Origin of the sequence: Streptomyces sp. NPDC002889 (assembly GCF_042888425.1) — a bacterium.
In the GTDB taxonomy this organism is placed as follows: Bacteria; Actinomycetota; Actinomycetes; order Streptomycetales; family Streptomycetaceae; genus Streptomyces.
In genome coordinates, this window is sequence record NZ_JBIAPT010000035.1 from 40,647 (window position 1) to 66,716 (window position 26,070).

Here is a 26,070-nt window from a genome sequence, read left to right on the forward strand (position 1 = left end):
GCCCCGTGCCGGCTGACCGCACACCGTCCGCGTACGACTCCGGCCTGCCCGCCCTGGTGGCGCGGCACGCCGAGCGGACCCCGCATGCCCTGGCCGTGATGGACGGCGACACCACGCTGACGTACGCGCAGCTGGTCACGTCCGCCCGCACTCTGGCCGCACACCTGTACGACCATGGCGTCCGTCCCGGCGACCGGGTGGCGCTGCTGGTGCCGCGCTCGGCCCGCACCCTCGTCGCGCAGATGGCGCTGTGGTGGGTCGGCGCGGCATGCGTGCCGCTCGACCCGGCGCACCCACGTCCGCGTATCGAAGCGATGCTCGCCACCGCCGGGGCGACACTGACCGTCGGCGACAGCAAGCTGCTCGAATCCGCGGCCCTCACGGGCGCCACCGTGGCGCTGCACGACGACCCACTGCTGATCGGCCCGGAGCTGCCCGCGGTGGAGCCCGGCCCGGACGCGACGGCGCTCGTCCTGTTCACCTCGGGGTCCACCGGCCTCCCCAAGGGCGTGACGCTCACCCACGGCGGCATCGCCCAACTGGTCACCGCTCCGCGGTACGCCACCGTCACCGCCCGCGACCGGGTGCTGTTCCACTCGCCGACCACCTTCGACGCCTCGACCTTCGAGGTGTGGTCGGCCCTCGCCAACGGAGCCGCCGTGGTGGTGTGCACCGCCGAGCGGCCCTCCTTCGAGGATCTGGCCCAGCAGGTGGAGCGGCACGGCGTCACCGTGGCGTTCTTCACCACGGCGCTGTTCCACCAGCTGGCTGCCCGCCGCTCCCGGGTGTTCTCGGTGCTCCGCACGGTGGTGGTGGGAGGCGAGGCGATGGCCGCCCAGCACGCCCGGGCGGTGCTGCGCGCGTTCCCCTGGCTGGAGTTGGTCAATGGCTACGGGCCGACGGAGACGACGACCTTCGCCACGGCCCACCGGGTCACCGACGCGGACTGTGACGGCCCGGTGCCGATCGGTCGCCCGATCGCCGGTGCCGTCACACACGTCCTGGACGGGACCGGGCAGCCGGTCTCGCGGGGCGAGCACGGTGAACTGTGGATCGGAGGCAGCCGTCTGGCAGGCGGATACGCGGGACGGCCGGAGCTGACCGCCGAACGCTTCGTGGACCATGCGTCGCTGGGCCGCCTGTACCGCTCCGGCGACCTGGTCTCGCTGCGCCCGGACGGAGTGCTGGACTTTCACGGCCGCGTCGACGATCAGGTCAAGGTCCGCGGATTCCGCATCGAGCCGGGCGAGGTCGAGCACATCCTGCGCGAGCAGGCGGAGGTGGACGACGCCGCCGTGACCGTGCGCCGGCCCGCGGCGGACGACGCCCGCCTGGCCGCCTTCGTCGTAGCCGCACCCGGACCGGTACCCCGTGCCGAGACGCTGAGGGCGCGGCTCGCCGAACAGCTGCCCGCCCATCTGGTCCCCGACGAGCTGACCCTTGTGGAGCGGCTGCCCCTGACGGTCTCCGGCAAGGTGGACCGGCGCGCGCTCACCGCTCTTCACGGCACCGCCACCGCCGAGGACGCCACCCAGGCGCTGACCCCGATCCAGCAGGCCGTCGCCGAGGTGTGGAGCCGCAGCCTGGGCTGCGAAGTGAACCGGCCGGACGCCGACTTCCTCGCCTACGGCGGCCACTCCCTGCTGGCCCTGGTCGTCACGGACGACCTGCGGGAGGAGCTCGGAGTGGAGCTGTCCCTGCCCGACTTCTTCGCCGCCCCCACGGTGGCCGGACAGGCCGCGCTCGTCGAGCGCGCCCTGCTGGTCGACCACAGCGATCTCCATCCCGACGCGCCGGAGGACACCGATGGTCACTGACAGCACCCCCAGCTCCGCCGCGCTGCAGGAGGAACTGCTGCGCAGGGCCCGGGCCCGCGCCGGCACCCGTCCAGCCGCGACGGTCCCCACCGCCGTCCACGACCAGGGGCCCGCCCCGCTCTCCCACGCCCAGCGCCGGATGTGGCTGATGGACCGCCTCGGCCAGGGCGGCTCCCTCTACAGCGTGCCCTTCGCCACCCGGCTGCGCGGGCCGTTCGACGTGGACGCCTTCACCGTCGCACTCACCACGCTCGTACGACGCCACGCCATCCTGCGTACCCGTTACGGTCAGCGCGGCGACGAGCCGTACCAGGAGACGCTCCCCGCGCCCGACACCATCGCTGTGCCGGTGGTGGAGGTCGACGGCGACGGCGTGCAGAGGCTCGCCGAGGAGGCGCGCCGTCCGTTCGACCTGGCTGCGGGTCCCGTGCCGCGCGCCCTGGTGCTGCGGCACGGCCCCCAGGACCACACCGTGCTGCTGACCTTCCACCACATCACCGTCGACGGCGGATCGCTGGAGACCGTCGCAGACGAACTGACGCAGCTGTACGCAGCTGCCGTGGACGGACGCCCTCACGAACAGCCGGAGCCGCCGCAGTACACGGACCACGCGCGCCGCGAGCACGAGGCGGCCGGCCGCCTCGATGAAGGTCTGGATCACTGGGCGCGCCGGCTCGCCGGAGCCGTACCGCTGCGGCTGCCCCGGCCCGCGCCCCCTTCCGCCGGCCTGGGCACGCGCCCGGCCGTCACCCGCACCGCGAAGCTGGGCGCCTCGGTGGTACCCGCACTGCGCGAGCTGGGCAGGCGGCACCGGGCCACCCTCTTCACGGTGTCCCTCGCCGCTGCCTTCGCCGCGCTGCATCGGCTCACCGGCGAGGACGATGTGGTCATCGGTTGCGCCGGCACCCACCGCGAAGGGGCGGCCATGCGCGGTCTCGTCGGGCTGTGCGTCAATACCCTTCCGGTACGTGTGGACCTGGCCGGCGACCCGGAGTTCGGGACGGTTGTGGACCGGGTGCGGGACGCGCTGCTGGAGGCCCAGGAACACCGGGACGTTCCCTTCGACCTGATCCTGGAGCGGCTCGGCGCCGCCGCGCGGGACGCCGACGGCACGCCGCTGGTACGGGTCACTGCGGACGTCCTGCGGGAGCCCACCGCGCTCCAGCTGCCCGGCACGGTCGCCGAGCAGATCGACGTCGGCCTCGGCGAGGCCAAGTTCGACCTGTCGTTCGGCCTCATGGACACCCAGGAGCCCGCCGGCCTGGTCCAGTACGGGCAGGCAGCGCTGGCGACGGAGGCGGGAGACCAGCTGGCGGACGCCTTCGCCGACCTGCTGGCCGCGGTCGCCGTCGACCCGGAGCTGACACTGTCACAGCTGCCCGGCCTGCCGTGGGCGGTCCCGGCCGACGACGACTGCCATCCGGCCGAGATCCGGCTGCGGATGCATCCGCAGGTGAGCGATGCGTCAGTGCGCAAGCCGGCGACCGGACCGCTGATCGCCTATGCCGTCCTGCGGGAGACCGGGGGCCCTTCGCCCGCCGAGTTGCGCACCCATCTCCGGTCCGCGCTCGCCCGGGAGCTCGTCCCGGCCGCTGTGACGCTGCTGGACGCGATGCCGCGGACCGCCGACGGCGCACTGGACGCCGGCCGGCTGCCCGGCGCGCCATCAGCCTCCGCACTGCACGGGGACCGTGCGCACGCGGTGACGGCGGCCTTCGCCGCTTTGCTGGGCCGGACCCCCGCACCGGACGACGACTTCTTCGCCCTCGGTGGCCACTCCCTGATCGCCGTGCAACTCGCCGAGCGCTTGCGCACCGGGCTCAAGCTGCCGCTGACCGGTCTCGATGTGATGCAGAACCGGACACCGCGCGCACTCGCCGCGCTGCTCGACGCGCGTGAGAGGGAACGGGCGGCAGCGGCCGCCTCGACGGCCCCGCCGGCGTCGCGTACCCGGCGGGCACGCGAGGGCACCGTGCTGGTGACCGGCGGCACGGGCGGCGTCGGAGCGTTCGTCCTGCGCGAACTCGCCGCTCAGGGAAGGCCGGTACTCGCACTGGTCCGTCCCGAGTCGGCACACCTGGTGGCCGGGGACGGTGTGGACGTCGTCGAGGGTGATCTGACCGATCTGGACGGCCTGCGCTCCGCCGTGGAGAGTGCGGACGCGGTGATCCACGCCGCCTGCACCTTCACCCGTCCCGAGGTGGACGTAGCGGCGATGGAAGCCATGGTCGGTGCCTGGCACAGCGGCCCGTTCGTCTTCGTCAGCAGTGTGGACGCCTACGGCCGCCCCACGGAGCAGTGGGTGGCCGAGGAGTCGGCCTCCCAGCAGCCGTTGAGCGCGTACGGACAGGCGAAGTTCGACTGCGAACAGTTGCTGCTGCGGGCGGCCGGAACCAGGGGCAGGGGCGGGGCCAGCGTCGTACGCTCGCCCATCGTGTGGGGTCCGCACGACCGGCTGCGCGACCAGTTGCGCTGGGGCGCGACCGGCATGCTCTATCAGGCTGCTCTCGCCGGAGAGCCGATCATCGTCCCACGGCCGGGCACCGCCGGGCGCGACTGGTACGGCGCCCCGTGGGTCCACGCGGCTGCCCTGGCCCGCGCTGTGACCGCCTGTCTGGACACGGCCGTCCACGGCGTGGCCAACGCCCTGAGCGGTCACGTCGCGTGGCAGGACCTCGCCGCCGAGCTGCGCACGCTTCTCGCCGGCGACAGCGAGATCCAGCTCGCCGAGCGGGTGCATCCGGACCTCGACCACCCCTGGCACTACCGCGCGGACCGGCTGGCCACCGCGCTGCGCGAACAGCCCGGGGAGGACTGGCACTCCGTACTCGCCGCGATGGTCGGCGCCTCCCGCGCCTGAGCGCCCAGGACAGCGGGCCACGCGATCGGCCTTCGGCACGGGCCGCAACCATGGCGGTGCGGGACAGCTGTGGACAGCGGCGCGGGTCGACGACCTGTCGTCCGGGTCCGGGCGGACGTTCCCGCCCCGGCCCGCCGACCGGGCCCCTCCGACCGGGCTGCCGACGGACGTACCGGCTCACCGGGGTCGGCTGTGCGCCGACCCCGTCCTTGCGCCCGACGGACCGCGTGCCTGCTCGCCGGGGAGCTGAACGCCGCCCACGGGCAACGATTGCGCCGGCAGGAGCCCGGGATCACCGGCGATGGCGGTGAATCGTCGTGGGGCCAGGTGGCGGGGCGGCACCGGACGACCGCGGAGGACCCGCGAAGACCGGACGCGGTGCCCCGCACCCTGAGCCGCCCTTCGAATCCGGCCACGCGGTGGAAGCCCTCGGACCGGAGGGAAAGCCGACGTCGCCCGGTGGAGGCCGGTCCCGCCACTCGGACGAACGGCAACCTACAGCTGGCCGAAAGCCGAGCCATCGCTCTCTTCGAGCCGGGTAGGCGTGGGCCTGGCGCGGCGCACGTTCCGGTACTTCCTGTCGAAGTGAGGCGAACATGATCCGGGTGTTACTGGTGCACGACACATGGCTTATGCGTTCGGCCCTGACCGCGTTGCTGGAATCTGCTGAGGGCATCGAGGCGTCGTCCGCCTGCTGGGAGAGCGCCCCTGACCAGGCTCACTCGCTGCAGCCCGACCTCTGCGTGGTGGACGCGGACTGTCCCGGGTCCTCCCGGTTACCGGACCATCCAACGGGACAGAGATGCGAACTGCTCGTCCTGGCCACCTCGTGCCGGCCCGGCGTGCTGCGCCGTGCCGCCCAGGCCCGGGCGCTGGGTTTCGTGAACAAGGACGCGTCGCCGACCCTGTTGCTGAACGCGATCAGGCTTGTGGCGGCCGGGAAGCGGTACGTCGACGCCTCGCTCGCTCCGGACCTCGTCCAGGCGGCCGATATGAAGCTGACTCCACGTGAGCTGAGCGTGCTGGCGCTCGCTGCGGAGGGCGCGTCCGTCCCTGAGACCGCCGGTACCCTGCGACTGAGCAAGGGAACCGTGCGGAACTACATGTCCGCAATCATCCGCAAGACCAACGCCCGTAACTGGGCGGACGCCGTACGCATTTCGAACGGGGCGGGTTGGGTGTAGGCGGGCAGTCTCAGTTCTTCTCGGCGTGCCAGCGTCCCACCAGGTCACGGTACAGCGGGGACCGGTCGATCAGTTCCTGATGGCTCCCGCACGCGGCCGTGAGGCCGTCGAGCACCAGTATCCGGTCGGCACGCCGAGCCGAACTGATCCGGTGGGCAACCACGATCAGCGTCCCGGGCCGCTCGGCGAAGGCCTGTTCTGCCCGGGCCTCGGCCGCCGGATCGAGGTGGCAGGTGGCCTCGTCAAGGATGACGAGCGGCGCGGGCGAGACATGCGCCCGCGCGAGCGCGATGAGCTGCCTTTCGCCGTGCGACAGGGCCGCGGGTTCGACCTGCGCGTCGAACCCGCCGAGCCGGTGCACGAGGGTGCCGAGGCCGACCGCCTCCGACGACGCTTCCACCGCCGACCGCGGAGCTCCGTCCGGGCACAGGTAGAGCAGGTTCTCGTACAGGCTGCCGGTGAAGACGTAAGCCTGCTGCGGGATGAGCACGCGCAGCCGGGAGGGGGCGGCTCCACGACCGGCTTGCACATGCGCCGGCAGGCCGTGGAGCCGCACCTCGCCCTCGTCCGGTTCGAGCAGGCCGGCGAGCAGGCAGGTCAGCGTGGACTTGCCGATGCCGCTGGGGCCCACCACGGCGAGGTGCTCGCCGGGCTCGATCGTCACGTCCAGGCCGCGTAGCACGGGCTGCGCCGCCGCGCCGTAGGCGAAGGTCACCGCACGCAGTTCGACCCGCGGTACGTCCGGGTGTGCCGGTGCCTGCGCCCGCCGCTCGGGGGTGCCCGCGGGCAGCGGTACGGCCAAGCAAGGACCCGGCACGCGGGACAGCCGGCCGAGGACCACGAGCAGCCTGGTGCCGGCCGCGCCAAGTGTGCTCATCAGGTGGTGCAGGGCGGGCAGCAGAGCCTGCGTCAGATACGTCAGCGCCCCGAGCAGAGCGCCCGCCGTGACGCCCTGACGCCGCAGCCAGGGGGCGGCGACCAGCAGCAGGACCACCGGAAGGTGTCCGGCCACGCCGAGTGAAAGGGAACGGGCACTCGCCCACCGGGCCAGGGACCGTGCCGCCTTGGCCTCCTGTTCGATCAGCACGTGGGTCCGTGCCGCCATCGGTGCCCCGGCGCCGCAGGCGACCACATCGCGCAGCCCCTGAGCCACCGATCCGAACTGTGCCGCCAGAGCCTCGTCGGCACAGAGGAAGTCGCGTTGTCGGGCGGCCATCGGCGCCAGCGTGGCCAGAAAGAGAAGCAGCCCTGTCACCAGTGGTGGCACCACAACGACCAGCAGGGCGGGAGCGAGCGCAGCAAGACCGAAGAGCGCCCCGACCGAGGTGAAGACGAAGGACCGGGCCACGAGCACCAGCCCTGCGAAGCTGTCCCGTGCGATCTCCGTCTGGTTGGTCAGCCGGGAGACCACCGCGCTGTCAGCGGCGAGCGCCGGTTCGGCCAATGCCTCGTCCAGCGAGCGTGTCACCACCCGGCGCACCAGGCCGTCCCGCAGTGGTTCGACGAGGTCCGCCAGCCCTCGGAAGACACCGCCGGTGGCCAGGCCGCCGATGACGACGGCCAGCGCGGCCATCGCCAGCCACGCCAGCCCGGTGCCGGTACGGCCGGCGAGAAAGCCCCGGTCCAGTGCCATCGCCACGCCGTAACCGCCGAGGAAGGTATGGGCCGATTCCAGCAGGGACCAGCCAGTGAGCTTCAGCAGCACGCGTTTGCGGCGGCCGAGGAAGCGCAAGGCCTGCGGAAGGAGCCGTGAGCCCGTCATCGTCATCAACTCCCGCCCGAGTCCCGGACGGTGTCCGCGAACACGGCGCGGTAGTCGGGCTCTTCCCACAGGCTTGTGTGCGGGCCCACCGCGCGGACGCGGCCGTCTTCGACCCATGCGACCAGGTCGGCACGCGCCGCCGAGGAGACACGGTGAGCGATCAGCAGCCGGGTACCGGTCCGGACGTCGTGTACGAGTGCCCGGCCGACGTGGAGTTCGGTGATGCTGTCGAGGCTGGAGGTGGCATCGTCGAGGATCAGCAATCGGCCGGCGTGGGCGAAGGCCCTGGCCAGCCCGAGTCGTTGCAGTTCTCCGCCCGACAGGGGTGCGTCGGTCAGCGGCGCCGCGTACCCGCCGGGCAGAAGCCGGACGAACGTGTCGGCCCCTGCCGCCCGGGCGGAGGCCCCGATCTCGCCCGCTGTGGGCTCGTACGGTCCGAACCCGATGGCTGCGCCGACCGTTTCGCCGAACAGGACCGGCCGTTCGAAGGCATAGCCGATCTCCCGGCGCAGCTCCGACGGATCGGCCTCGGTCAGCGGTACGCCGTCCAGCAGCACCACCCCGTCGTCCGGGTCGGCCAGCCGTCCGGCGATGGCGGCGAGAGTGGACTTGCCCGCGCCGGAGCGCCCGACGACGGCCATCGTCGTGCCACCGGGCACGACCAGATCCACCCCGCGAAGCACGGGAGCACCGCCCCGGCTGACGGTGACCGATCGCAGCTCGACGCGCCCGGGACCGTCGGCGGGCAGTGGACGCCCTCCGTGGCGTACGGCGGGAAGGGCGAGCATGTCGGCGATGCGGCGGGCCGCGGCGCGGCTGCGCAGGAGGGAGTTGAGCTGTCCGACCACCGCGCCCAGGCCGGCGGCGAGGGCGGCGTAGCGGGAGGCCGCAAGCAGGTCGCCCACGGACAGGCTTCCGCCGGCCAGCCGCACCCCGCCGACGGCCAGGACCATCGTGGTCAGCAGGGGCACCAGAATCCCGCTGCCGACCGATGCGCGTCCGTAGACCTGCCACATGCGCCGCCCCTGCGCGGACAGCTCGGACAGCGGCGCCAGCACGCGGGCGAGTTCACGCTCGGCGGTCCCGGCCGCGGCGACGGTACGCGCACCGCCGAGGGCCTCGAGGAGGCGGCCGGCAATGTCCGCCTGCACGCGCTGGTACTGGGAGACGCTGTGGGAGGACCCGCGGGCGAAGCCCCGCAACAACAGCGCCAGCAGGGGGGTTCCGGCGAGGAAGACAACGACCAGCCAGAGGTCGATGAGCGCCAGACAGATCAGACCGCCGACCGGGACGAGGACCGAGGCCAGACCGATGGCCACCGTGGTGGGCGCCGTGCCCGCCTCGGCGGCGTTGCCGGTCAGCCGGGTCACCAGGTCGCCCGGCGTGAAGCGGTCGGCGGCACGGTGCGGCGCGAGGGAGAGGAGGTGGTCGGCTCCGCAGCGGCGCAGCCAGGCGGTGGTGCGGGCGCTGGTCGCGCCACCGACCAGCGCCTCCAGGGCGTCGAAGAGGACCTCGGCGGCGACCAGGACGGCGCACAGTACGAGGGCCCGCTCCACCCCCGCGGCGTCTTCGAGCAGCAGGTCGAGTGTGCGCCCGAGCGCGGCGGGCAGCGCGACGGCCGCGGCGGCAGATGCCGCGCTGAACAGGAAGAGGGCGAATATACGGCTCGCGCTGTGCCGTGCCGCACCGGCCAGCACGCCGGAGGCGTCGGCGAGCGGTGGGAGTTGCGCTGCGTTCCGGGGCGGGGCGGGCCGGGGCGTCGGGGCCATGGGGTGCAGTCCTCGCCTCCGTCGAAGAGATGCGGGCCGGTCACGCCTCGGTCCCGGGCGAAGCTGCTCGCCCGGGACCGCTGCGCCGGTGTCACCACAGAGCCGAAGTCCTGTGGTGAACACGCGTCAGTTACAGGTGGTGACGCTCAGGCTGCTGTCACCGCAGAGCAGCAGGCTCGCGCGGCTGCCGCCGGTCGCGAGCTCGCCGGTGGCCTCGGACTTGGGGGTTTCCATCGTCTGCAGGTCGAGAAGTGCCATGGTGGTGTTCCTCTCCTTCATGGGGACGGATCTTGCTCAGGTCCCCCCGAGTCGGGGGGACCGGTATCAGGGCCGCTCTGGCGGCGGGAGGAAGGGCAGGTGCACGGGCTGGTCGTGCAGCGCGCTGCCCAGCGCGAGCAGGCAGCCGGCTGTGCCGGTGCTGAGGTCCATGGACAGGCGCATCATCTGCTCGCCGGCGAAGGCGAGATGCCCCTGGTAGGGGACCGCGCCCCACGAGAGTGAGTCGATCTGACGGCGCAGATCGGCGGCGTGGGTGCCCGGGCCTCCGGTCGTGGTGCGGCTCAGGTGCAGGACCATGCCGGCGGCGCCGCGGAACAGGCCGGGCTGGGCGTAGAACTTGGCCTGCGCCGCTTGCACGATCTCGCCCCTGGCCTGCTCGAACTCTTCGTCGGCGCGGTGGACGAGGTAGTCGTCGAGCACCATGCCGATGCCGACGCTGCCGGCGCCCAGGTAGGGCATGGTCCGCCAGCCCTCGTCGACCTGGAGGGCTCCTCCCACGCCTCGTACACAACGGGCCAGGTCCCGGCGCAGTGCGTCGGCGGCCAGGTCCAGCAGGGCGTGGTCGCCGGTCGCCTCGTACAGGCGCAGGTGGAGCAGCGCCGTTCCGGTGGCTCCGTGGAGGAGTCCGGCCTGCGGGGCCCCGGCGCCGACCGGCCCGGATGAGGGATCGCCGGCCTTGTCGGCCACGAGCCGGGCGCACCGGAGCGCGTGGTCACGAAGGGCACTCTGGCCCGTGGAAGTGGCCAGGGAATCGAGGGCCAGGCCGAGTCCGGCCAGTCCGCTGTGCAGGTCGGGGGCCATGTCCTCCCAGCTCTGGGAGGTGATCGTGTCGACCAGGTCCAGGGCGCGTTCGCGGTGCCCGAGCCGGTCCAGGACCCAGGCGATGCCGGACAGGCCGTCGTAGAAACCGAGTGGGCTGCCGGAAGCAGGCGTCTTCGCGGCTCTCAGCAGCCACTCCTGCGCCTCCGGAGCCGGTTCGGCGCCGGTCTCGGCCAGGGCATAGAGGACGCCGGCCGCCCCGTAGGCGAAGCAGGCGCCGCCCACGGGCGCGAACTGGGCTATGTCTCCGGGGAAGAAACGATCTTCCCGTTCCGGAGAGGCGGAGGCCAGGATCGCCCGGACCATGGAGTCCCGGCTGCGTGGCCAGTCGTCGAGCTCCACGGGTAAGTAGGGGCCCACCGCGCCAAGGGGCCGACCTTCCGGTGTCTCCGTGCCACGATGGCCGCGCAGAATCTCGTCGACCGCTTCCCGGAGGAAGGCGCGGGGCACCGGGAACTGCTCGGCGGCGATCTCCGCCACATGCGCGGCTTTCGCCCGGTCCACGGCGAACAGACTGGTGAGGGGCAGGAACAGGGCCAGGCGCAGGCAGGCCAGGGCGTACCGGTCGACGTCGAAGCCCCTGCGGTCGGCAGGTGCGACGAACCCGGGGTTGGCGATCACCTGACGCCGGTTCACGTCATCGACAGCGGCGGCCTCGAAGTCCAGCAGCACCACCGAGCGTTCGTCCTCGGACAGCATGATGTTGAAAAGGTGCAGATCGTTGAAGGCCACTCCCCGCGCGTGGATCGCCGATACGGCCTCCTCCACCAGGCGGTGCACCCGCATGGCCCACTCGGTGTACTCGGCGAGCCTCTCCGGGCTGGGATCCGCTTCGATCAGCGGGTGCCGGTGTGCGAAGAAGCTGTTGAGCGGCCGGCCCTCGATGAACTCCATGACGAGGAAGGAGTGGTCGCCCAGGGTGAACCAGTCACGCACCTCGGGGGTGCAGCCGAGCCCGGACAGCCGCCGCAGCGCATCCCTCTCGCGCTCCAGCCGGGTCACCGCGTCGGCCTCGTCCGCGGCCAGGCCCGCGTGCGGCCGGGCCTCCTTCAGGACCACTTGCTCATCGGTGCGCAGGTCCCGGCCGACGAACACGCCGCCGCCGTTGGAGAAATGCAGGGCTCGCTCGAACCGGTACGGGATGTCGTTGAGCGTGGTGGCGGAGCGGGCAGCCAGATGCGGTTCGAGAAACGCGGGGAGGGTCACCCAGTCCGGGACGTGGAACGTCGGGTCCCTCCGGTCGGGAACGAGTCGTCCATGGTCGTCCTCGACCGCGGGGCACAGCTCACCCCGGTCGTCGTAACAGTGCCGCTCCGTGAAGCTGCCGTAGCGCACATGGACCGGCCCCGCGCCCCAGCGCAAGTCGCTGAGTATGTACGGCCCGGGCTCGCCTCCGAGCAGACGGTCCAGGTCTTCCGCAACAGTGCGGCACTGGTCGTCGTCGGCGGGGTAGACGGTGAGGAACTTCCCACTGGCGGCGCGGTCGGCGTATTTGGCGTTGCGGGTGTGCAGCAGGTAGCGGCTCGGCATGCACTTGAAGGCGATGGATCGAGGGACGCAGTAGTCCCAGACCCGGGCGAGCACCTTCTCCGCGTTGTCCAGGCAGGCGGACACGTGGATCTTCCATCCCTGGCTGGGCAGTGCACTGTCGAGCGGTCGGAACGCCAGCCAGTCGCCCGACCGGTGGCGCTGCCAGCCCTGCGGAAGCTCGCGCCTCACGGTCCGGTAGAAAGCGGCGGAACCGCTTCCTTCCTCGTGCGACCGGTGCGGAGCATCGTAGAACTGCCGGTTCGCGTCGCAGAAGACGGCGTACCCCTTGTTCATCGCACTCCTTCGGCCGGTGACGCTCAGACGTTTTCACGGCGCGAGTGCTCGCAACAGTCGCGATTGTCATGAACCACCCATGAAGAAATCCACGGGTGGCGCACAGGTGCGGCGCGGCCGGAGCCACCCCGGTGCCGCGGCACGCGCGAGTGCCCGAGGGATAGGGTTGCCGGGGGTGTCGCACGACCAGCCGGTGTTGCTCGCTCCGCTGCCCGACACGAGTAAGTCCGCCCCGGAGTATGCCTGCCATGGACACGAAACCCGCCTCACCCCCGCGCTGCCCCTACGAAGCCGCCCGGGCGGCGTGTGACGTCGTCGAAGTGCTGGAGGTTGTGTGGGAGCGCTGCAGGGACACGGCGTCATTGCCGGTCTCGACCTCTCAACTGCGGGTGCTGTACGCCCTCGAGCGTGAGGAGGGCATCAACCTCCGTACCCTCGGCGAGATGCTGGGTTCCACCCCTTCGTCGGTGAGCCGGCTGTGCGACCGGCTCACTGCCGTGGGGCTGGTGGAACGGTGTCCGAGCCCGGTGAGCCGCAGGGAACTGGAACTGCACCTGACCAGCAGCGGGAAGTCCTACCTGAGGGAACTGCGCGAGCGGCGTGAGCTGGACCTGACGCCGGCGCTCGACGCCATGCAGCCCCAGCGGCGCGAGGATCTGCTGAAAGGCCTCCAGGGCCTGTGGAAGGCGTTCGACGAGGCGGAGCCGGCCCGGGTTTGAACCCGCCCGCCACGGCCTTGCCACGCGCCTGACATCAGTCGGCCGGCACGGTAAGGCGCCCTCCCGCCACTCCTGGACCACCCGGCGAGCGGGACGGGAAGTCGACAGCTACGCGCGCGGCGGCGTATCCGTGCACACCGGCCGACCGGACCCGGCGGGCGGGGGCACCTCTGTCAGGCGGCTACGGGCAGGACCAACTGGCGCGCACCGTCTTACCCCCCGAGCTCTGCAGCACCTCGACGCTGCCGGCCAGATGCTGCACGATGTGCCAGCCCCGTCCGCCGACCGCCCCGAAGTCGGGCGTCCGGGACACGGGTGGAGTCCCGCTGGCGTCCTCGACGTCCACGACCAGTCGCTCCCGTTGCACCTGGACCTTCAGCCGCCACCAACCGACTGTGTGCTTGGCGGCATTGGTGACCAGCTCGGACACCACCAGGACCACGTCGTCGACGGCCGCGTACGAACATGCCTGACCGACGAATTCCGACGTGGCGCGACGAGCATCGCCGATACCCGCTTCCGCCGAGGTAATGATCATCACGCACCCTCCTCCATTTCCCCCATGGATTTCGCACGTCCTCGGAAACCGGGCTCATGTGCGGCATCGCCTCCGAGTACTCTGCGTACTGCCTGCCTGCTTGCTCTGGTTCCCCTGTTCTCCCGGGTGACACCAAAGCCGGGTACGGCCGACAGCAGCATGAAGCACCTGTTCCTCGGGGGCGCAATCACCGTGGGGAACTACGCGCCGAATTCCGAGCCGATCACTGCCCAGGGCAGACCCACAGCGGGACCGCGGCGCGGTGTCTCCCGGCATCGGCACCAGCCCGGGCGGACCACCGGTCCGCCGCTCCAGGACCCGGCGCCGTGCGCGGCGATCTCCCCGGGGACGGCCCGGGGAGCGAGGGCGGCATCAAACCTTCACAGGGGACGTACGCCGTGACCGTGGAGCCATCACCGGTGGAAAGATATGGTTGCTGTGCGGAGAAGACCGTGACAACCAGGCTCGACGTCACAGTCACCGGCCCGCTCACGGCCGGAGAGCGAACCATGAGGCGGAGATTCCGTGGTTCGTAGTCGATCGGGCACGTCCACATCAGGTGCAGCAACGTGGTGCACGAGGTTGACGCGGAGGGAGTCCGGCAGGCCACGGGCCGGAGCTCCGCGCACAGCGCGTTCCACCGAACCGGTACCGCTCTCCGGAGAGATACGGAGGGGGAGCGCGGCACAGGGCCGGCGCCACCGGCCGTGGACGTCCGATTCGGAGTGTCGCCAGATATGGACGCGAACCCCGCTTCCACTCATCGCCGGCCGCAGGAGGCTGCTCGGGCGGCGGGGGAGCTCATCGAGCTCCTGGAGGTGCTGTGGGAGCGCGGGAAGGACATGGTGCCCTCAAGCCCTGTGTCGGCGTCCCAGCTCCGCGTGCTGTACAGCCTGGACCGGGAGGAGGGAATCAACCTCCGCACCCTGGGCGAACTGCTGGGCTCCGCAGCGCCGTCGGTGAGCCGGCTGTGCGATCGGCTGGAGGCCCTCGGGTTCGTGCAGCGGCTGCCGAGTCCGGTCAGCCGACGGGAGCTGGAACTGCATCTGACCAGTCGTGGCAAGGCATATCTGCACGACTTGAGGTCCCAGCGCCAGGAGGCACTGGAGGCAGTGATCGCCGCAATGACACCCTCGGACCGCAAAGCACTGCTGAAGGGCCTCACCAGCTTCCAGGGTGCACTGGAGGAAGCAGGCCCTGTCCCATGGCGGCGGACTTCCACCAAGGACGTGCGGTCCGCCTGACGTCGGCGGTCGACAGGAACTGCCGCACCGGGGGCTGAGCCGCTTCATCGCTCCGGTCGGCCCGAGTCACGAAAGAGGCGGGGGCGGAGCGGAACCGTCTTCCGCTCCGCCCCCGCCCTGGATTGATGCCTCAGCCCATGAAGCCGCCGTAATAGCCGCCGAGCCTCGCGTGGTAGTCCGGGTCGTCGGTGTGCTGCCCCCTGTCGAACTCGGGAGCCTTCTTGATCTCGTCCTTCGTACGTGAGACATGAATGGTCTCGGCCGCGGCATCGATGCTGGAAATGATGCCGGCAGGCAGCAGGACATGCTTGCCGAAGATCCACGGGCCGGTGTCGACCACGACGTGCGCGGAGCCCACTTCGTCGGAGTGCTTGTCGACCCTCCCGATGCTGCCGTCGGTCGCCTCGACCTTGTAGCCGACCAGATCGGCAGCCGTCGTGCGGCCGGAGGCGGGGGTGTAGGCCCAGAGATTCGGGTCCATGAGAATTCCTTTCCCTTGACGAAGGGCAGATATCGGGTACTCGGCTCATGCTCTCGGGCAGGGCCGGATTTCTACCAGCGGTACCAGCGGCCCCGTCGGCCGCCGGAAGCCGCGGGTCGAATCACGAATCCCAGCAGCCACATCACGAGCACGATGACGGCGATCCACCACAGAGCCTTGAGTGCGAATCCGGCCCCGAAAAGGATGAGGGCAAGCAATAGGACGAGAAGCAGGGGAACCATTTCTCATCACCTCCGAAACGCCGTATGCCCCGCACCGGAAGCGACACTCATGCAATGTGACTGTTTCTCCGAACAGTCCCCGGGCATACATGCCGCCGCAAACGCCGGTGCCGCCGACCACGCGGAAATGGTCGGCGGCACACGTGGCGCATTACCGCCTGAAACGTCCTTCAGGACGGTGCCCATATCGGCACATGACCGCGGCCGGTTCGATTCAGAGCTCCTTGCCTGCCAGGCAGGCCGTCCGTCCGTTCCAGTCGAGGCAGACAACCAGTGCATCGTCGTCGAGCGGGGTCTCCCCGTGGTATTCGGCGAGCTCACGCAACACGGCACCGGGGACCTGGGTCGGCGGGAGAAGTCTCGTACCGGTCAGCGATCGGGCCAACGCCCGCTGGCCGTAGCGCTCTCCGGCGGGAGAAGAGGCGTCGTACACCCCGTCACTGCCGAAGAGCAGCCGGTCGCCGGGACGCACGGTGAAGTGCTGGGGTGTGTAGACGGTGTCCTCGAACATGCCCAGGGGCAGCTGCTGGTCGAAGGAGACCGGGTCGACGGTGCCGTCACGCAGTCGCCACAAGCGGGGTGAGCCGGCGTCGACCGCTTCCACGTCACCGGTGTCGAGGTCAAAGCGCAGCAGCAGTACGGAGACGTGGGCCCTGCCCTGGTACTGGGCGTAGAGCGCCTGGTCGGCGAGGGCGGCCTGGCCCGCGAGGTCGAGACCGGCGCGTCTGGCGTTGCGCAGGGCGTTCACGGCGAGGTTGGTCAGCAGGGCGGCCTCGATGCCCTGCCCCATGCCGTTGGTGACGGCGAGCGTCAGGTGGTCGGCGGAGACGGACCAGTCGAAGTTGTCGCCGAAGATCGCATAGGCCGGTTCCAGGTGCGCGCCCAGGGAGAACTCGGGGCGGGAGCAGGACCGGCCCGGCAGCAGCTGCCACTGCATCTCCGCGGCGAGGGTGAGCCGGGCGGCACGCCGGGCGAGGACATAGAGGTCGGTGTCCCGTTCGGCGACCAGGATCTCGTGGCCCAGGACCTCGCAGATGTGCTGCATCTCCGGCAGGACTGCCTGGGTATAGCCGTTCTCCGGCATTCTCACGGACAGCACGCCCATGCGATCGCCGCGAATCGTGACCGGAAGGTGCACCTCGACCGACCGGCCGGAGGGATCGTTCGTGACCACCGGTTCCTGCGCCCCGAAGGCGCGGCCTTGCGGGCTGTTGTGGATGAGGACCGGTTCGGCACCGAAGGGAGGGGATTCCACTGCTTGGAGGCTGCGCATGCCGTAGTCGGCGAGCCTCAGCTCCACCTTTTCCGCACCGTAGTGCTCGGCGAGGGCGACCGCCACGATGCCCGGCAGGGTGTGGGGCGCGGCCGTACGCAGCGCCCTTTCCACAGCAGCGAATTTGTCCACGTCTTCCCGCTTCTCGTGTAGACAGGCAACCGGCGGGGCAGCGGCTACGGACCGCCGGTCCACGCCGGCAGTCGGCCTGCTTCCGCTCGCCAAGGCCCGTGGTTTCCCGGCACCGAGTGCCGCGACCCGCCGCTTGACCATACTCACCTGTAACAACATTCGTCGTGCTCCCGGCCCTGCGGCCGGCCCCGAGCACCCCAGGCTACGCCGCACCACCCCGGGCCGCCGAGCGCTCGGTCTTCCACGGCCGACCGCTCGTCCCGTCGACCGGTCGACCGGTCGACGAGAGCCTGGCACTCCTGGACCGTACCTTCGGACCGCCTAGTGCCAGGGCGCGGGGCCCGTGCCGTCGGTCCAGGCGAGGAGCCGCTCATGGTCCACGCAGCGGATCCCGCACTGCTCGGCGTAGTCGGCGGCGGGCTGCGTGAACTCACTGGTGGTCACTACGGCCGCGACATGGGCCTCGTGAACGGCGAAGCACGTCCCACCGAAGCGCTGTACCTCCTGTGATCCGACCTTGTTCACGGGGCCGTAGCGCTTGCACTGGATGACGACGCGGCGGCCGTCGGGCGTGGTCGCCAGGACGTCCGCGCCGAGGTCCCCGGCGCCACCGACGACCTCCACGTCCGCACAGCCGTCCCGCTCACACAGAGCGGCGATCGCCTGCTCGAAGATCACCGGGTCCATGGCCGCGTAGTCGGTGGACACGAAGCTCTCGCGGCCGGTGCCCTCCGAGGTCAGGTCGTCCATGTCCGCAAGGGCCGCAGCAGCCGTTTCGTGCGCTGGGAGTTCAGCGGGCACTGCGGGAGCCTGCGTCGGCGTGAGGGATTGCGAGCGTCCGGCCTCCGCCGCGTGCGTCTCGACGATCTGGTGGGTCGCCTCGACCAACGCGTCGCTGAAGCTCCGCCCGGCGCGGCGGCGGCGGGCCTTGAGCAGCCCCGCCACGGCGGCGAGGACGAAGACGGCCACCGTGGCACTCGTGCCCGGATGTTCACGGACCGCTCCCGTGATCATCTTCAGCGTCAGCCCGGCACCGCACAGAACGAGGGCGAGGAGTGAGAAGAGCACGGCCGTCTGCCGGAGGCTGAAGGGTCTGCGCCCGGTCGGCCCCTGCCGTCGGATGGGTACGGTCATGCGCGGCGGTCACCCCCGCCCACGGCTGCTTCAAGATCGTTCATGGCTGCCGTCTGCCCCGCTTCATGGAATCCAACTACCTGTGAGGCAGGTTTGTTCGAGCGCTCTCACCAGGCCCAGGGGCGAAGAAGTCAGCCCGTCCTGCGGACCCACGCCGGCAGGAGGACCCAGCACGCCACGAACCAGGCCAACACGCCGACCACGATCCATCCCGCGAGGGCGTCGTTCAGGACGAACCTCAGGATCAGCAGCATGGCGCACACGATGGTGCACAGAAGGAGCATGAGCCCGGTCACGGTGAGACGCGAAGTCCATGTCACTGCCCTTGGCTTCATCCGCTGGCCGGTGACCGCCCGATGCAGCGGCACCGGCGCTATCAGAGCGGCTGTCGCGGCGGCGCCGAGCACGATCGTCGCGACGTAGATGTTCCGGTCCGCACTGCTCAACTCGACGAAGCGCGGGGTGAAGGCGACAGTCAGCAGGAACGCCAACATGATCTGCACCCCCGTCTGCGCCACGCGCACTTCCTGGAGAAGTTCGACCCAACGTCTGTCCGCGCGCTCGGACTTGGACTCACCACGCGTGCCGTCCCCTGTGTTGTCCACCGTCACTGCGGCTCCTTTGCGTGTTATCCGGCCCACCGGCGCACGGCGTCAGCGACGGATCGATCCGGCGCGAGTGCGGAGAGCGTGAACGAGTTGGCGGACGACAGCCACTGTCGAGACGCCGTGCGGGCCTCTCCCGATGCGGGAGGGCGGAGCGGAGCGACGTCGAGGCACAATCCCGTGCCGCCGCAGTTCACGGACGATCGTGGTCAGCCTGGACGGCATCTTCGCCATCCCCCTTCGTTTCGGTGCTCGAGGGCGGATCACCCCGCACACCGCTTGCCCCGTGGAGCCCGTGGCATGCCCCCCGCCGCCTCGCACGCGCCCAGGAGGTACACGTACGACCGGGGTGTACGCACTCAGCGGGACGGGCTCAGCGGGTCGCGGCCTTGGCGAGCTCCGCGTTGAACTGCGCGCCGATCAGGAGGGCGAGGTTGGACACCCACAGCCAGATCAGGAAGACGATGACCCCGGCGAGAGAGCCGTACAGCCGGTCGTACGTGCCGACGTGAGCCGTGTACAGGGCGAATCCCGCGGAGGAGACGAGCCAGAGAACGACGGCGAGGGCACCGCCGAGCGCTCTGCGCCGTACACCGCGCGTCTGGGCCGGGCCCGAGCGGAACAGCACCAGCACCATCGTCGCCACCAGACAGAGCAGGAGAGGCCACTTCATGACGTCCCACGTGGCCGCTGCGGCGCCCCCCACCCCCAGGACACGTCCCAGCGTCTGGGCCAGCCGGCCACTGAGCATCAGCGCCAGCGCACTGGAGATCAGAAGACCCAGCAGTACGCACGCGGTGATGACGACGCGTGGCGCCGTTCGCCACACGGAACCCTGGTCCCGTACCCCGTGCATCGAGTGCAGCGCCCGGCGGAACACGCTGAGGTAGCTCGACGCGGACCACACCGCGCCGACCGTTCCGCCGACGGCGAGAAACCATGCGGCCGAGTGACGGCCTGCCATGTCCTGCAGCGCGCTCTCCAGCACCGGGCGCGAGGTGGCCGGAACGACTGCGGCCACGCCCTCGATGAGTGCCTCGGTCTGTGAGGCATCGGCGATCCCGATGAAGGACACCGTGACGAGCAGGGTCGGGAAGAGGGCGAGAACCGTGTAGTAGGTCAGGGCAGCGGCCCAGTCGGTGATGTCGTCGGTCCATACGGACACAGGTGTGCGGCGCAGGGCGCGGAGCACGTCGCGCCCGGGCGGCAGTCGGCGCGAAACGGGGGCCGGGGCGCATCGCGGGCCCACGGGTGCTGTCTGTTCACCTTGCATGCTGTCTCCTGCGGCACAGGGAGTCATCCGAACGTGTCGACGGTCGACAGGCGGCCGTTGAAGATCGCGCAATCGGTACGCCAGTGGCGAACCCGTCATGGGGCGCGCTGTCTCCGCGCCCCGCCTGCAGCTCTTTCCCCCCACTGTTTCGCCGACGCAGTCCCTCGCCAATCCGGCACGAGGACCGCACATGGAACGGCCGGCGGCCTCCTCGTGCCATGCGGGCAGCGCAGGCTAACATTTGCCGTGCAGCAACAAATGCAGGCCGGCACGACAGCCGCCGATCGCCGGCGATCGCAGCACAGGCGCACCAGTCGATGAACCCACGGAGACGAGGCCGCAGAATGTCCCGCACGGAGACCAACCTCAACATAGAGGTCGTCGTCCACGACACCGACACCGCCATCCTGACCATTGGCGGCGAACTGGACATCGATACCGCCACGTCACTTCACCACCACATGGCCAATCAGTTCGTCCATGGACGCCGCCACCTCGTTCTGGACCTTTCGGACCTGCAGTTCATGGACTCATCGGGTCTGAACGTCCTGATAAAGGCCGGTCGCGAAGCACGCGACACAGCAGGGGATCTCCACCTCGCCTCGCCCACTCCTGCCGTCCGCCGCCTCTTCGAGATCACCGGCCTCAGCCTTGCCACCCCTGTTCACACCAATGTCGAGGAAGCGCTCGCAGCGGCCCGCTCGCAGTCCGTTCCAACCACGGATCACACCGGCGCTTCCGCGCTTCCGACCGACGGGACGGCATGACCGGCCCCGAGTGGCAGGCGCCCCCGAGCGGGACGGTCGCACCTGCCGAGCCCCTGCTGGACATCCAACTCCAGTTGCTGATCCGCCTGCTGGAAGCCGAGCCGCGGTCGAGCCTGCCCATCACCCTCCATGTGCCAGGGGCTGTCGTGCACGGAGACCTCATCACCCAGCAGGCATGGAAAGCCGAATGGGCGCAGAGCGTGCGCCGACTGGGCGGAAGGGGAGCTCAGCTTCTCGCGGAGTTCCCCGAGACGGTCGACCAGAGCCTGGACGAGGTGATCGGCGAGCAGGCACCAGAGCATCTGCCACGCTGGATCCACCTGCGGGACGCTACGTTGGCGGGAGCGGAAGGTCCCTTCACCGTACCGGCGTGGCGTGGCCGGCTCGCCGACGTGTCGGGGTGGTCGCTGAGCAGGCCCGAGTGACCGGACTCCTGACCGCGGCACCACGTACGTCCTGAGCGGACGGCCCTCAGGCGAAGCGAAGGCTCTGGCGCGCAGACCCCTCAGGCCGGTCAGTCCGAGGGAAGTGCCTGTTCTGTCCAGATCGTCTTGCCCCACTGGCTGTAACGCGTCCCCCATCTCAGGACGAGCTGGGCAACGATGAACAGTCCGCGCCCGCCTTCGTCGTCCTCTCCGCTGTGGCGCAGGTGGGGGGCGGTGTGCCCTGCGTCCGCCACTTCGCACACAAGTGTGCGGTCGTGGATGAGCCGCAGGTGCAAGGGACCCTCGGCATGCCTGACCGCATTGGTGACCAGCTCACTGGCGATCAGCTCGGTGGAGAACACAAGCTCTTCCAGCCCCCAGTCCCTCAGCCGGCCGGCAACCAGCTCCCGCGCGCGGCCGGCGGCGACGGGGTCCACCGGCAGGTTCCAGGCGGCGACTCTGCTGCTGTCGAGCACCCGGGTACGGACCAGCAGAAGAGCCGTGTCGTCGGTGGTCGTACCGCCCGGAAGCAGTTCGGAGACGACACGATCACACAGAGCCTCCAGGGAACCCGAGCCCTCGCTGAGGACCCTCCCCAGCGTTTCCAGCCCTTTGTCGATGTCCCGGTCTCGCGCCTCGACCAGACCGTCCGTGAAGAGGGCCACCAGACTTCCCACCGGCAGTTCGACCTCGAGGGCCTCGAAAGGCAGCCCGCCCAGGCCCAGAGGCGGGCCGGCCGGCAGATCCGGGAAGCTGACACGCCCGTCGGGCTCCACGATCGCTGGCGGCAGGTGGCCTGCGCGGGCCATGGCGCAGCGTCGTGAGACCGGGTCGTAGACCACATAGAGGCAGGTGGCACCCGTGGCCACATCGTCGCTGCCGGCCAACGCTCCGAGGGTGTCCGCGCCGTCCTGCGCCGACTGACCCACGAGATCGTCGAGCCGCGAGAGGAGTTCATCAGGAGGCAGGTCCAACGGGGCCAGCGCGCGTACCGTTGTACGCAGCCTTCCCATGGTGGCCGCCGCGTGGAGCCCATGGCCCACCACGTCTCCGACGACAAGCCCGACGCGCGTGCCTGAGAGCGGGATGACGTCGAACCAGTCGCCGCCGACGCCGCTCAGATCGTCCGTGGGCAGGTAGCGATGAGCCAGTTCGGCCGCCGAGACCGGCGGCACGTGCCGTGGCAGGAGCTGCCGCTGGAGAGTCAGGGCCGCAGCGTGTTCACGGGTGAAGCGGCGGGCGTTGTCGATGGAGACCGCGGCCCGTGTGACCAGCTCGTCCGCCACCGCGACAGCACCGTTGTCGAAGATGCCGCGCCCGCTGCCGCGGACGAAGGTGACGAGGCCCAGGGTGCTGCCCCCGGCGCGCAGCGGCACGACCAGCGTGTCGTCATCGAGCACGAGTCCGCCCGAGGCGAGGCTGCGGTACTGGGGCGAGCCCTCGGGATACTCCACCGGAAGGGGTGGAAGGCTTCGCTCCCCCGCGGCGTCCGCTGTGCCGCCGAATGCTGCCGAGTGTGAGGATGTGCGGATCAGTTCGATGCCCGTCGGGCCTGCCACGCCCGGTACCTCGCCCTCCAGCACCGCCGGAGCGAGATCGACCTCGACGAGGTCGGCGAAATCAGGCACCGCCACCTCGGCCAGTTCGTCGGTCGTGACGATCACATCCAGCGTGGTTCCCACCCGCCGGCCGGCCTCGACCAGCAGATTCAGCTGCTGCTGCGCCTCGTAACGGTCGGTGATGTCGAACGCGTCCTCGCACAGGCCGATCACCTGTCCGTCCGCGTCCTGCAGCCGGTAGTAGGAACAGGACCAGTGTCGAACCCTCCCCGGGTCGCTGGGCTGCTGCCCGCTGAAGTGCAGGTCGAGGAACGACTCCCCGGTCTCCAGCACCCGGCGCATGACGGCATCGATCTTCTCCGGATAGCCCGGTGTCACGAACCTGCCACCGGGATACAGGTCCTCGGCCGACCTGCCCCGGACCTCCGCAAGCGGCAGCCCGAGCTCTTCCTCGGAGACGGCGTTGCACCAGACGAGACGGAGATCGGTGTCGTAGACGGCGAGACCTACAGGCGACTGCGTAGCCAGTCCGTGCAGCATCGCCAGCCGGGACTCCCATTCCCTGAGCCGCTCCCGGTCGGCCGCCAGGACGATCCGTTCGGCCGACCCTGCCGCGGACAGGCGACAGACCGCGGTGACGACTCGCAGACGGTGACCATCCCGGTGGACGGCCGACACGTCGCGCTCCGGAAGGGGCGTGCCCGGCTCCCCGGACGTCTGTTCGTCGGACATCGCTTCGGCCGCGGACATCAGGAATGTGCCGACGGGACGTCCGATGATCTCGGTCGCCCCGTAACCGAGGAGATCCTGCGCCGCCGGACTCCAGCCGATGACGATGTCCTGGCAGTCGAGTACGAATGTGGCGGCCTTCGTGACGTCCAGCGGGCCACGGAAGTCGGCGTCCCCGGTCGCCTTCCTCGCGTAGCTCATGACGCCCTCACCGGCCTGCTCATCAGATTCAGAATCCGCCTGATGCTGACCCTGCGCAACCGATCGGTCCTGCCGTGCGCACAAGCTCGCGCGGCCGCCCGAACACTGTGCACGCACGGGCGCGTGGGCCCACAGGCCGGTGCCCGCCATACGTTGATGCTGCCATCGACGCGGCTACTCGAAGCGCAGGGTGTCGCCTGCCCCCCGGCGTACGATCTCGAGTCCGCCCCCGGAGAAGTCGATGACCGTGGTCGGCTCGGTGCCGCAGTCGCCCGAGTCCACCACGGCGTCCACCACGTGGTCGAGCCGTTCCTTGATCTCCCAGCCCTGTGTCATCGGCTCTTCCTCGTCGGGCAGGAGCAGGGTGCTGGACAGGAGCGGCTCACCGAGCTCGGCGACCAGAGCCTGGGCGACAGCGTGGTCGGGAATCCGGACTCCGACGGTCTTCTTCTTCGGGTGCAGCAGCTGCCGCGGCACCTCCTTCGTCGCGGGGAGGATGAAGGTGTAGCTGCCGGGCGTGGCTGCCTTGATCGCGCGGAACACGTCGTTGTCGACGTGCACGAACTGGCCGAGCTGCGCGAAGTTCTGGCACACAAGCGTGAAGTGGTGACGATCGTCGAGGTTGCGAATCGACCGGATCCGGCTGATGCCGTCACGACTGCCCAGCTGGCATCCCAGTGCGTAACAGGAGTCCGTCGGGTACGCGACGAGCGCGCCGGACCGGATACTGTCGGCCACACTGCTGATGGTGCGCCGCTGAGGATTATCGGGGTGCACGTCGAAGTACTTCGCCATCCGCCGAGTCTAGGTGATCAGGCATTCGCGCTCAGGTGACCTGGGGGTGCCGGGGCGCGAGGCTCCCGAGCCGCCGGCAGTGTCCGCAGCGCCTTCCTGGTGCAGGGCGTTCGCGCGGTCGATCTCGGCCATGTGCTCCGCGGCCCAGGCCCGGACCGCGGCCGGCGGCCCCTCCAGGACAGGCCCAGCGGCGTGAGCCGGTAGTGGACCCCGCCTGACGTGTTTCCGCACGCTCACCCGGGGTCCGGCACACCCGCGTGGTATGCGCAAGGCGCGCTGGTCGTCGGCTGCCTGCGGAACACGGTGCGTACCCGGGGGGCCGCCACAGCCGCGCCCGACCGTTTGGATAAAGTACGTCCTTATGTCGAAGCCTGACGAACTGCTCGTTGCTGTCGCCACCAAAGTGGAGTTTGAGCAGTCAAATCAGATGTCCCTGACCGTAGTTGCGGGTGGCGCCGTCATCACTGGACGGCTGGCTCCCGAGGCCGTATGGCGACAGCGAGTGGCCGAGGTCCTGACGGACTCGGACCTTCTCGGCCCGTTCTCCGGCCTTTTCATGGCTGCCGAGACAGCGCACCGGCCCGATGAGCACCGGCCGCCCACGCATCTGCACTTCCACGTCGCCAGGATCCTGCAGGGCAGCACCGGGATTCCCGAAACGGGCGGTATGTACCGCGTCGCGATCAAGGACGTGAGCGCCTGGACCGTAGGCGACTTCAGCTACTCCGATCACTGAGCAGCTCATCGGCCCCGGCTGTCCTGCTCCGGCCGACCGGACAACTCTCGTCTTGCCGGCCGGGCAGCGGAAAGCGTTGAGGGCCCCGGCCGTCTCGCCGGCGGGGCCCTCAACGCTGTCTGCTCCCAGGATCCGCCTGCGCCCCGGTTACGCGGCCGCCGGGGTGCCCAGCAGGGCTGACGCGGTCTGCAACGGAGTGAGGTCCGGGGCGGGCGGTGTGTCCTTGGGGGCCACGCGACAGGTGAATCCCAGCGCGCTCAGCGCCCTGGTCACCTCGCCGACGGAGAAGTCACGCCGATCCTGCCGGGTGATGACGGCGCCCACTTGTTTGACGGGGTAGTGGCGACGGCCGATGATCACGAACTCGTCCGTGACGGGTTCGGGCCTGATGCCCTTCATAGAGGCCGTCACCCCGCTCTTGGACAGCTCGAAGGGGAAGCGGGCGATGATACAGCGCATGGTGCCTCACAAGTAGGGGAGAACGATCCGCGCTCCGAAAGAGCTGGATCAATACGAGAGGGCGAGGATGCCCAGGGCGTAGCCGTCGGCGTCCACGCCCGGCGGGACTCCGACCCGCCGGTCGGTCACAGGTGACTCGTGGACGGAGGAACTGCCACCTCGGACCTGAGCGTTGGCGGCGTGGACCTAGGCAGCCGCGGCTTGGGCGACCGGTCGCTGAGAGCTGCCCGGCACCGTGCCCGTCCTGTTGGTGTTGCGGCGCCCCTGGGCGGAGCGGCTGCGCCGGCCGCGAGTGCTGGAGGCGCTGCGCTTGGGGCGCTCGACCACCGGCGCGGTGATGACGACCGGCACGCCGGAGGGGGTTTGTGCTCCGGTGATGCGGCTCAGTTCGGCCTGGCCGGAGCGGACCTGGGCGATCTGCGGGGTGATGCCGGCGTCTGCCAT

At 70.4% G+C, this 26,070-nt stretch carries 23 protein-coding genes and 1 pseudogene; 8 read left to right on the plus strand and 16 right to left on the minus strand.

Features of this window, described 5'->3' with window-relative positions; genetic code table 11:
* Nucleotides 1-5: 5 nt before the first annotated feature.
* From ACFYWI_RS35135 to ACFYWI_RS35145, 3 genes are all read left to right on the plus strand, one after another.
* A complete protein-coding gene (locus tag ACFYWI_RS35135) occupies nucleotides 6-1,817 on the plus strand; it encodes an amino acid adenylation domain-containing protein (RefSeq protein WP_389239846.1) in 1,812 nt (603 codons plus the stop codon).
* The gene (locus ACFYWI_RS35140) at nucleotides 1,807-4,677 is read left to right on the plus strand and encodes a condensation domain-containing protein (RefSeq protein WP_389239847.1); all 2,871 of its coding nucleotides are present in this window, start codon (nucleotides 1,807-1,809) and stop codon (nucleotides 4,675-4,677) included. The genes ACFYWI_RS35135 and ACFYWI_RS35140 overlap by 11 nt, the downstream gene beginning before the upstream one ends.
* 596 nt (nucleotides 4,678-5,273) lie before the next feature.
* Nucleotides 5,274-5,861 carry a response regulator transcription factor gene (locus ACFYWI_RS35145; protein ID WP_389239848.1) on the plus strand — a complete coding sequence of 196 codons (588 nt, stop codon included), beginning with the start codon at nucleotides 5,274-5,276 and terminating at the stop codon, nucleotides 5,859-5,861.
* Nucleotides 5,862-5,871: 10 nt separating this feature from the next.
* On the opposite strand, the gene ACFYWI_RS35150 is transcribed toward ACFYWI_RS35145, so the two are convergent.
* The 4 genes from ACFYWI_RS35150 to lanKC form a co-directional block, all read right to left on the minus strand.
* Entirely contained in the window at nucleotides 5,872-7,629 is a 1,758-nt protein-coding gene (locus ACFYWI_RS35150; RefSeq protein WP_389239849.1) for an ATP-binding cassette domain-containing protein, read from the minus strand.
* The gene (locus tag ACFYWI_RS35155) at nucleotides 7,629-9,392 is read right to left on the minus strand and encodes an ABC transporter ATP-binding protein (RefSeq protein ID WP_389239850.1); all 1,764 of its coding nucleotides are present in this window, start codon (nucleotides 9,390-9,392) and stop codon (nucleotides 7,629-7,631) included. Before ACFYWI_RS35155 ends, ACFYWI_RS35150 begins: the two co-directional genes overlap by 1 nt.
* Nucleotides 9,393-9,518: 126 nt before the next feature.
* On the minus strand, nucleotides 9,519-9,650 hold the full coding sequence (locus ACFYWI_RS35160) for a SapB/AmfS family lanthipeptide (RefSeq protein ID WP_100111498.1): 132 nt from the start codon (nucleotides 9,648-9,650) through the stop codon (nucleotides 9,519-9,521).
* A gap of 66 nt (nucleotides 9,651-9,716) precedes the next feature.
* Complete coding sequence (gene lanKC / locus ACFYWI_RS35165; RefSeq protein ID WP_389239851.1) at nucleotides 9,717-12,314, minus strand: class III lanthionine synthetase LanKC; 2,598 nt, start codon at nucleotides 12,312-12,314, stop codon at nucleotides 9,717-9,719.
* A 248-nt stretch (nucleotides 12,315-12,562) separates the two neighbouring features.
* Here lanKC and ACFYWI_RS35170 point away from each other — a divergent pair, with 248 nt between their 5' ends.
* Nucleotides 12,563-13,033, plus strand: coding sequence for a MarR family winged helix-turn-helix transcriptional regulator (locus tag ACFYWI_RS35170; RefSeq protein ID WP_389239852.1), 471 nt, complete (start codon nucleotides 12,563-12,565; stop codon nucleotides 13,031-13,033).
* Between the two features lie 181 nt (nucleotides 13,034-13,214).
* Here the strand turns inward: ACFYWI_RS35170 and ACFYWI_RS35175 are convergent, their stop codons facing one another.
* Nucleotides 13,215-13,571, minus strand: coding sequence for an ATP-binding protein (locus ACFYWI_RS35175; RefSeq protein WP_389239853.1), 357 nt, complete (start codon nucleotides 13,569-13,571; stop codon nucleotides 13,215-13,217).
* 737 nt (nucleotides 13,572-14,308) lie between these two features.
* Between ACFYWI_RS35175 and ACFYWI_RS35180 the strand changes: the two genes are divergently transcribed.
* Complete coding sequence (locus ACFYWI_RS35180) at nucleotides 14,309-14,815, plus strand: MarR family transcriptional regulator (protein WP_389239854.1); 507 nt, start codon at nucleotides 14,309-14,311, stop codon at nucleotides 14,813-14,815.
* 130 nt (nucleotides 14,816-14,945) lie between these two features.
* Here ACFYWI_RS35180 and ACFYWI_RS35185 read toward each other — a convergent pair whose 3' ends face one another.
* The 6 genes from ACFYWI_RS35185 to ACFYWI_RS35210 all read right to left on the minus strand — a co-directional run bounded on the left by ACFYWI_RS35185 (nucleotide 14,946) and on the right by ACFYWI_RS35210 (nucleotide 19,955).
* The gene (locus ACFYWI_RS35185) at nucleotides 14,946-15,296 is read right to left on the minus strand and encodes a PRC-barrel domain containing protein (protein WP_389239855.1); all 351 of its coding nucleotides are present in this window, start codon (nucleotides 15,294-15,296) and stop codon (nucleotides 14,946-14,948) included.
* A 71-nt stretch (nucleotides 15,297-15,367) separates the two neighbouring features.
* Entirely contained in the window at nucleotides 15,368-15,538 is a 171-nt protein-coding gene (locus ACFYWI_RS35190; protein WP_389239856.1) for a hydrophobic protein, read from the minus strand.
* A gap of 214 nt (nucleotides 15,539-15,752) precedes the next feature.
* Entirely contained in the window at nucleotides 15,753-16,943 is a 1,191-nt protein-coding gene (locus tag ACFYWI_RS35195) for a PP2C family protein-serine/threonine phosphatase (RefSeq protein ID WP_389239857.1), read from the minus strand.
* 321 nt (nucleotides 16,944-17,264) lie between these two features.
* Nucleotides 17,265-18,077, minus strand: coding sequence for a restriction endonuclease (locus tag ACFYWI_RS35200; protein WP_389239858.1), 813 nt, complete (start codon nucleotides 18,075-18,077; stop codon nucleotides 17,265-17,267).
* Between the two features lie 131 nt (nucleotides 18,078-18,208).
* Nucleotides 18,209-18,682 carry a DUF6328 family protein gene (locus ACFYWI_RS35205; protein ID WP_389239859.1) on the minus strand — a complete coding sequence of 158 codons (474 nt, stop codon included), beginning with the start codon at nucleotides 18,680-18,682 and terminating at the stop codon, nucleotides 18,209-18,211.
* 373 nt (nucleotides 18,683-19,055) lie between these two features.
* Entirely contained in the window at nucleotides 19,056-19,955 is a 900-nt protein-coding gene (locus tag ACFYWI_RS35210; protein WP_389239860.1) for a YihY/virulence factor BrkB family protein, read from the minus strand.
* 344 nt (nucleotides 19,956-20,299) lie between these two features.
* On the opposite strand from ACFYWI_RS35210, the gene ACFYWI_RS35215 reads away from it, so the two are divergent.
* Together ACFYWI_RS35215 and ACFYWI_RS35220 are read left to right on the plus strand one after the other, a co-directional pair.
* On the plus strand, nucleotides 20,300-20,722 hold the full coding sequence (locus ACFYWI_RS35215; protein ID WP_389239861.1) for an STAS domain-containing protein: 423 nt from the start codon (nucleotides 20,300-20,302) through the stop codon (nucleotides 20,720-20,722).
* Complete coding sequence (locus tag ACFYWI_RS35220; RefSeq protein WP_389239862.1) at nucleotides 20,719-21,147, plus strand: hypothetical protein; 429 nt, start codon at nucleotides 20,719-20,721, stop codon at nucleotides 21,145-21,147. Before ACFYWI_RS35215 ends, ACFYWI_RS35220 begins: the two co-directional genes overlap by 4 nt.
* A gap of 89 nt (nucleotides 21,148-21,236) precedes the next feature.
* On the opposite strand, the gene ACFYWI_RS35225 is transcribed toward ACFYWI_RS35220, so the two are convergent.
* The 3 genes from ACFYWI_RS35225 to ACFYWI_RS35235 form a co-directional block, all read right to left on the minus strand.
* Nucleotides 21,237-23,636 (minus strand): SpoIIE family protein phosphatase, encoded by a 2,400-nt coding sequence (locus ACFYWI_RS35225; RefSeq protein ID WP_389239863.1) that lies wholly within the window; start codon nucleotides 23,634-23,636, stop codon nucleotides 21,237-21,239.
* Nucleotides 23,637-23,810: 174 nt separating this feature from the next.
* The gene (locus ACFYWI_RS35230; RefSeq protein ID WP_389239864.1) at nucleotides 23,811-24,431 is read right to left on the minus strand and encodes an L-threonylcarbamoyladenylate synthase; all 621 of its coding nucleotides are present in this window, start codon (nucleotides 24,429-24,431) and stop codon (nucleotides 23,811-23,813) included.
* A gap of 9 nt (nucleotides 24,432-24,440) precedes the next feature.
* Nucleotides 24,441-24,563, minus strand: a complete 123-nt coding sequence (locus ACFYWI_RS35235; RefSeq protein ID WP_389239865.1) for a hypothetical protein — start codon at nucleotides 24,561-24,563, stop codon at nucleotides 24,441-24,443.
* Between the two features lie 229 nt (nucleotides 24,564-24,792).
* Here ACFYWI_RS35235 and ACFYWI_RS35240 point away from each other — a divergent pair, with 229 nt between their 5' ends.
* The gene (locus ACFYWI_RS35240) at nucleotides 24,793-25,167 is read left to right on the plus strand and encodes a hypothetical protein (RefSeq protein ID WP_389239866.1); all 375 of its coding nucleotides are present in this window, start codon (nucleotides 24,793-24,795) and stop codon (nucleotides 25,165-25,167) included.
* Nucleotides 25,168-25,314: 147 nt separating this feature from the next.
* Here ACFYWI_RS35240 and ACFYWI_RS35245 read toward each other — a convergent pair whose 3' ends face one another.
* Together ACFYWI_RS35245 and ACFYWI_RS35250 are read right to left on the minus strand one after the other, a co-directional pair.
* Nucleotides 25,315-25,626, minus strand: coding sequence for an SCO5918 family protein (locus ACFYWI_RS35245; RefSeq protein ID WP_389239867.1), 312 nt, complete (start codon nucleotides 25,624-25,626; stop codon nucleotides 25,315-25,317).
* 186 nt (nucleotides 25,627-25,812) lie between these two features.
* Nucleotides 25,813-26,070 (minus strand): annotated as a pseudogene (locus ACFYWI_RS35250) (ATP-dependent helicase); the annotation flags it as partial.

What these genes read in the sequence shown, in the direction of transcription:
- ACFYWI_RS35180 (WP_389239854.1), top strand. Translation starts at nt 14,309, where the DNA reads ATGGACGCGAACCCCGCTTCCACTCATCGCCGGCCGCAGGAGGCTGCT.
- ACFYWI_RS35225 (WP_389239863.1), bottom strand. Translation starts at nt 23,636, where the DNA reads ATGAGCTACGCGAGGAAGGCGACCGGGGACGCCGACTTCCGTGGCCCG.
- ACFYWI_RS35150 (WP_389239849.1), bottom strand. Translation starts at nt 7,629, where the DNA reads ATGACGATGACGGGCTCACGGCTCCTTCCGCAGGCCTTGCGCTTCCTC.
- ACFYWI_RS35240 (WP_389239866.1), top strand. Translation starts at nt 24,793, where the DNA reads ATGTCGAAGCCTGACGAACTGCTCGTTGCTGTCGCCACCAAAGTGGAG.
- ACFYWI_RS35210 (WP_389239860.1), bottom strand. Translation starts at nt 19,955, where the DNA reads ATGCAAGGTGAACAGACAGCACCCGTGGGCCCGCGATGCGCCCCGGCC.
- ACFYWI_RS35235 (WP_389239865.1), bottom strand. Translation starts at nt 24,563, where the DNA reads ATGGCCGAGATCGACCGCGCGAACGCCCTGCACCAGGAAGGCGCTGCG.
- ACFYWI_RS35230 (WP_389239864.1), bottom strand. Translation starts at nt 24,431, where the DNA reads ATGGCGAAGTACTTCGACGTGCACCCCGATAATCCTCAGCGGCGCACC.
- ACFYWI_RS35215 (WP_389239861.1), top strand. Translation starts at nt 20,300, where the DNA reads ATGTCCCGCACGGAGACCAACCTCAACATAGAGGTCGTCGTCCACGAC.
- lanKC (WP_389239851.1), bottom strand. Translation starts at nt 12,314, where the DNA reads ATGAACAAGGGGTACGCCGTCTTCTGCGACGCGAACCGGCAGTTCTAC.
- ACFYWI_RS35190 (WP_389239856.1), bottom strand. Translation starts at nt 15,538, where the DNA reads ATGGTTCCCCTGCTTCTCGTCCTATTGCTTGCCCTCATCCTTTTCGGG.
- ACFYWI_RS35155 (WP_389239850.1), bottom strand. Translation starts at nt 9,392, where the DNA reads ATGGCCCCGACGCCCCGGCCCGCCCCGCCCCGGAACGCAGCGCAACTC.
- ACFYWI_RS35245 (WP_389239867.1), bottom strand. Translation starts at nt 25,626, where the DNA reads ATGCGCTGTATCATCGCCCGCTTCCCCTTCGAGCTGTCCAAGAGCGGG.
- ACFYWI_RS35175 (WP_389239853.1), bottom strand. Translation starts at nt 13,571, where the DNA reads ATGATCATTACCTCGGCGGAAGCGGGTATCGGCGATGCTCGTCGCGCC.
- ACFYWI_RS35220 (WP_389239862.1), top strand. Translation starts at nt 20,719, where the DNA reads ATGACCGGCCCCGAGTGGCAGGCGCCCCCGAGCGGGACGGTCGCACCT.
- ACFYWI_RS35170 (WP_389239852.1), top strand. Translation starts at nt 12,563, where the DNA reads ATGGACACGAAACCCGCCTCACCCCCGCGCTGCCCCTACGAAGCCGCC.
- ACFYWI_RS35140 (WP_389239847.1), top strand. Translation starts at nt 1,807, where the DNA reads ATGGTCACTGACAGCACCCCCAGCTCCGCCGCGCTGCAGGAGGAACTG.
- ACFYWI_RS35185 (WP_389239855.1), bottom strand. Translation starts at nt 15,296, where the DNA reads ATGGACCCGAATCTCTGGGCCTACACCCCCGCCTCCGGCCGCACGACG.
- ACFYWI_RS35145 (WP_389239848.1), top strand. Translation starts at nt 5,274, where the DNA reads ATGATCCGGGTGTTACTGGTGCACGACACATGGCTTATGCGTTCGGCC.
- ACFYWI_RS35160 (WP_100111498.1), bottom strand. Translation starts at nt 9,650, where the DNA reads ATGGCACTTCTCGACCTGCAGACGATGGAAACCCCCAAGTCCGAGGCC.
- ACFYWI_RS35200 (WP_389239858.1), bottom strand. Translation starts at nt 18,077, where the DNA reads ATGACCGTACCCATCCGACGGCAGGGGCCGACCGGGCGCAGACCCTTC.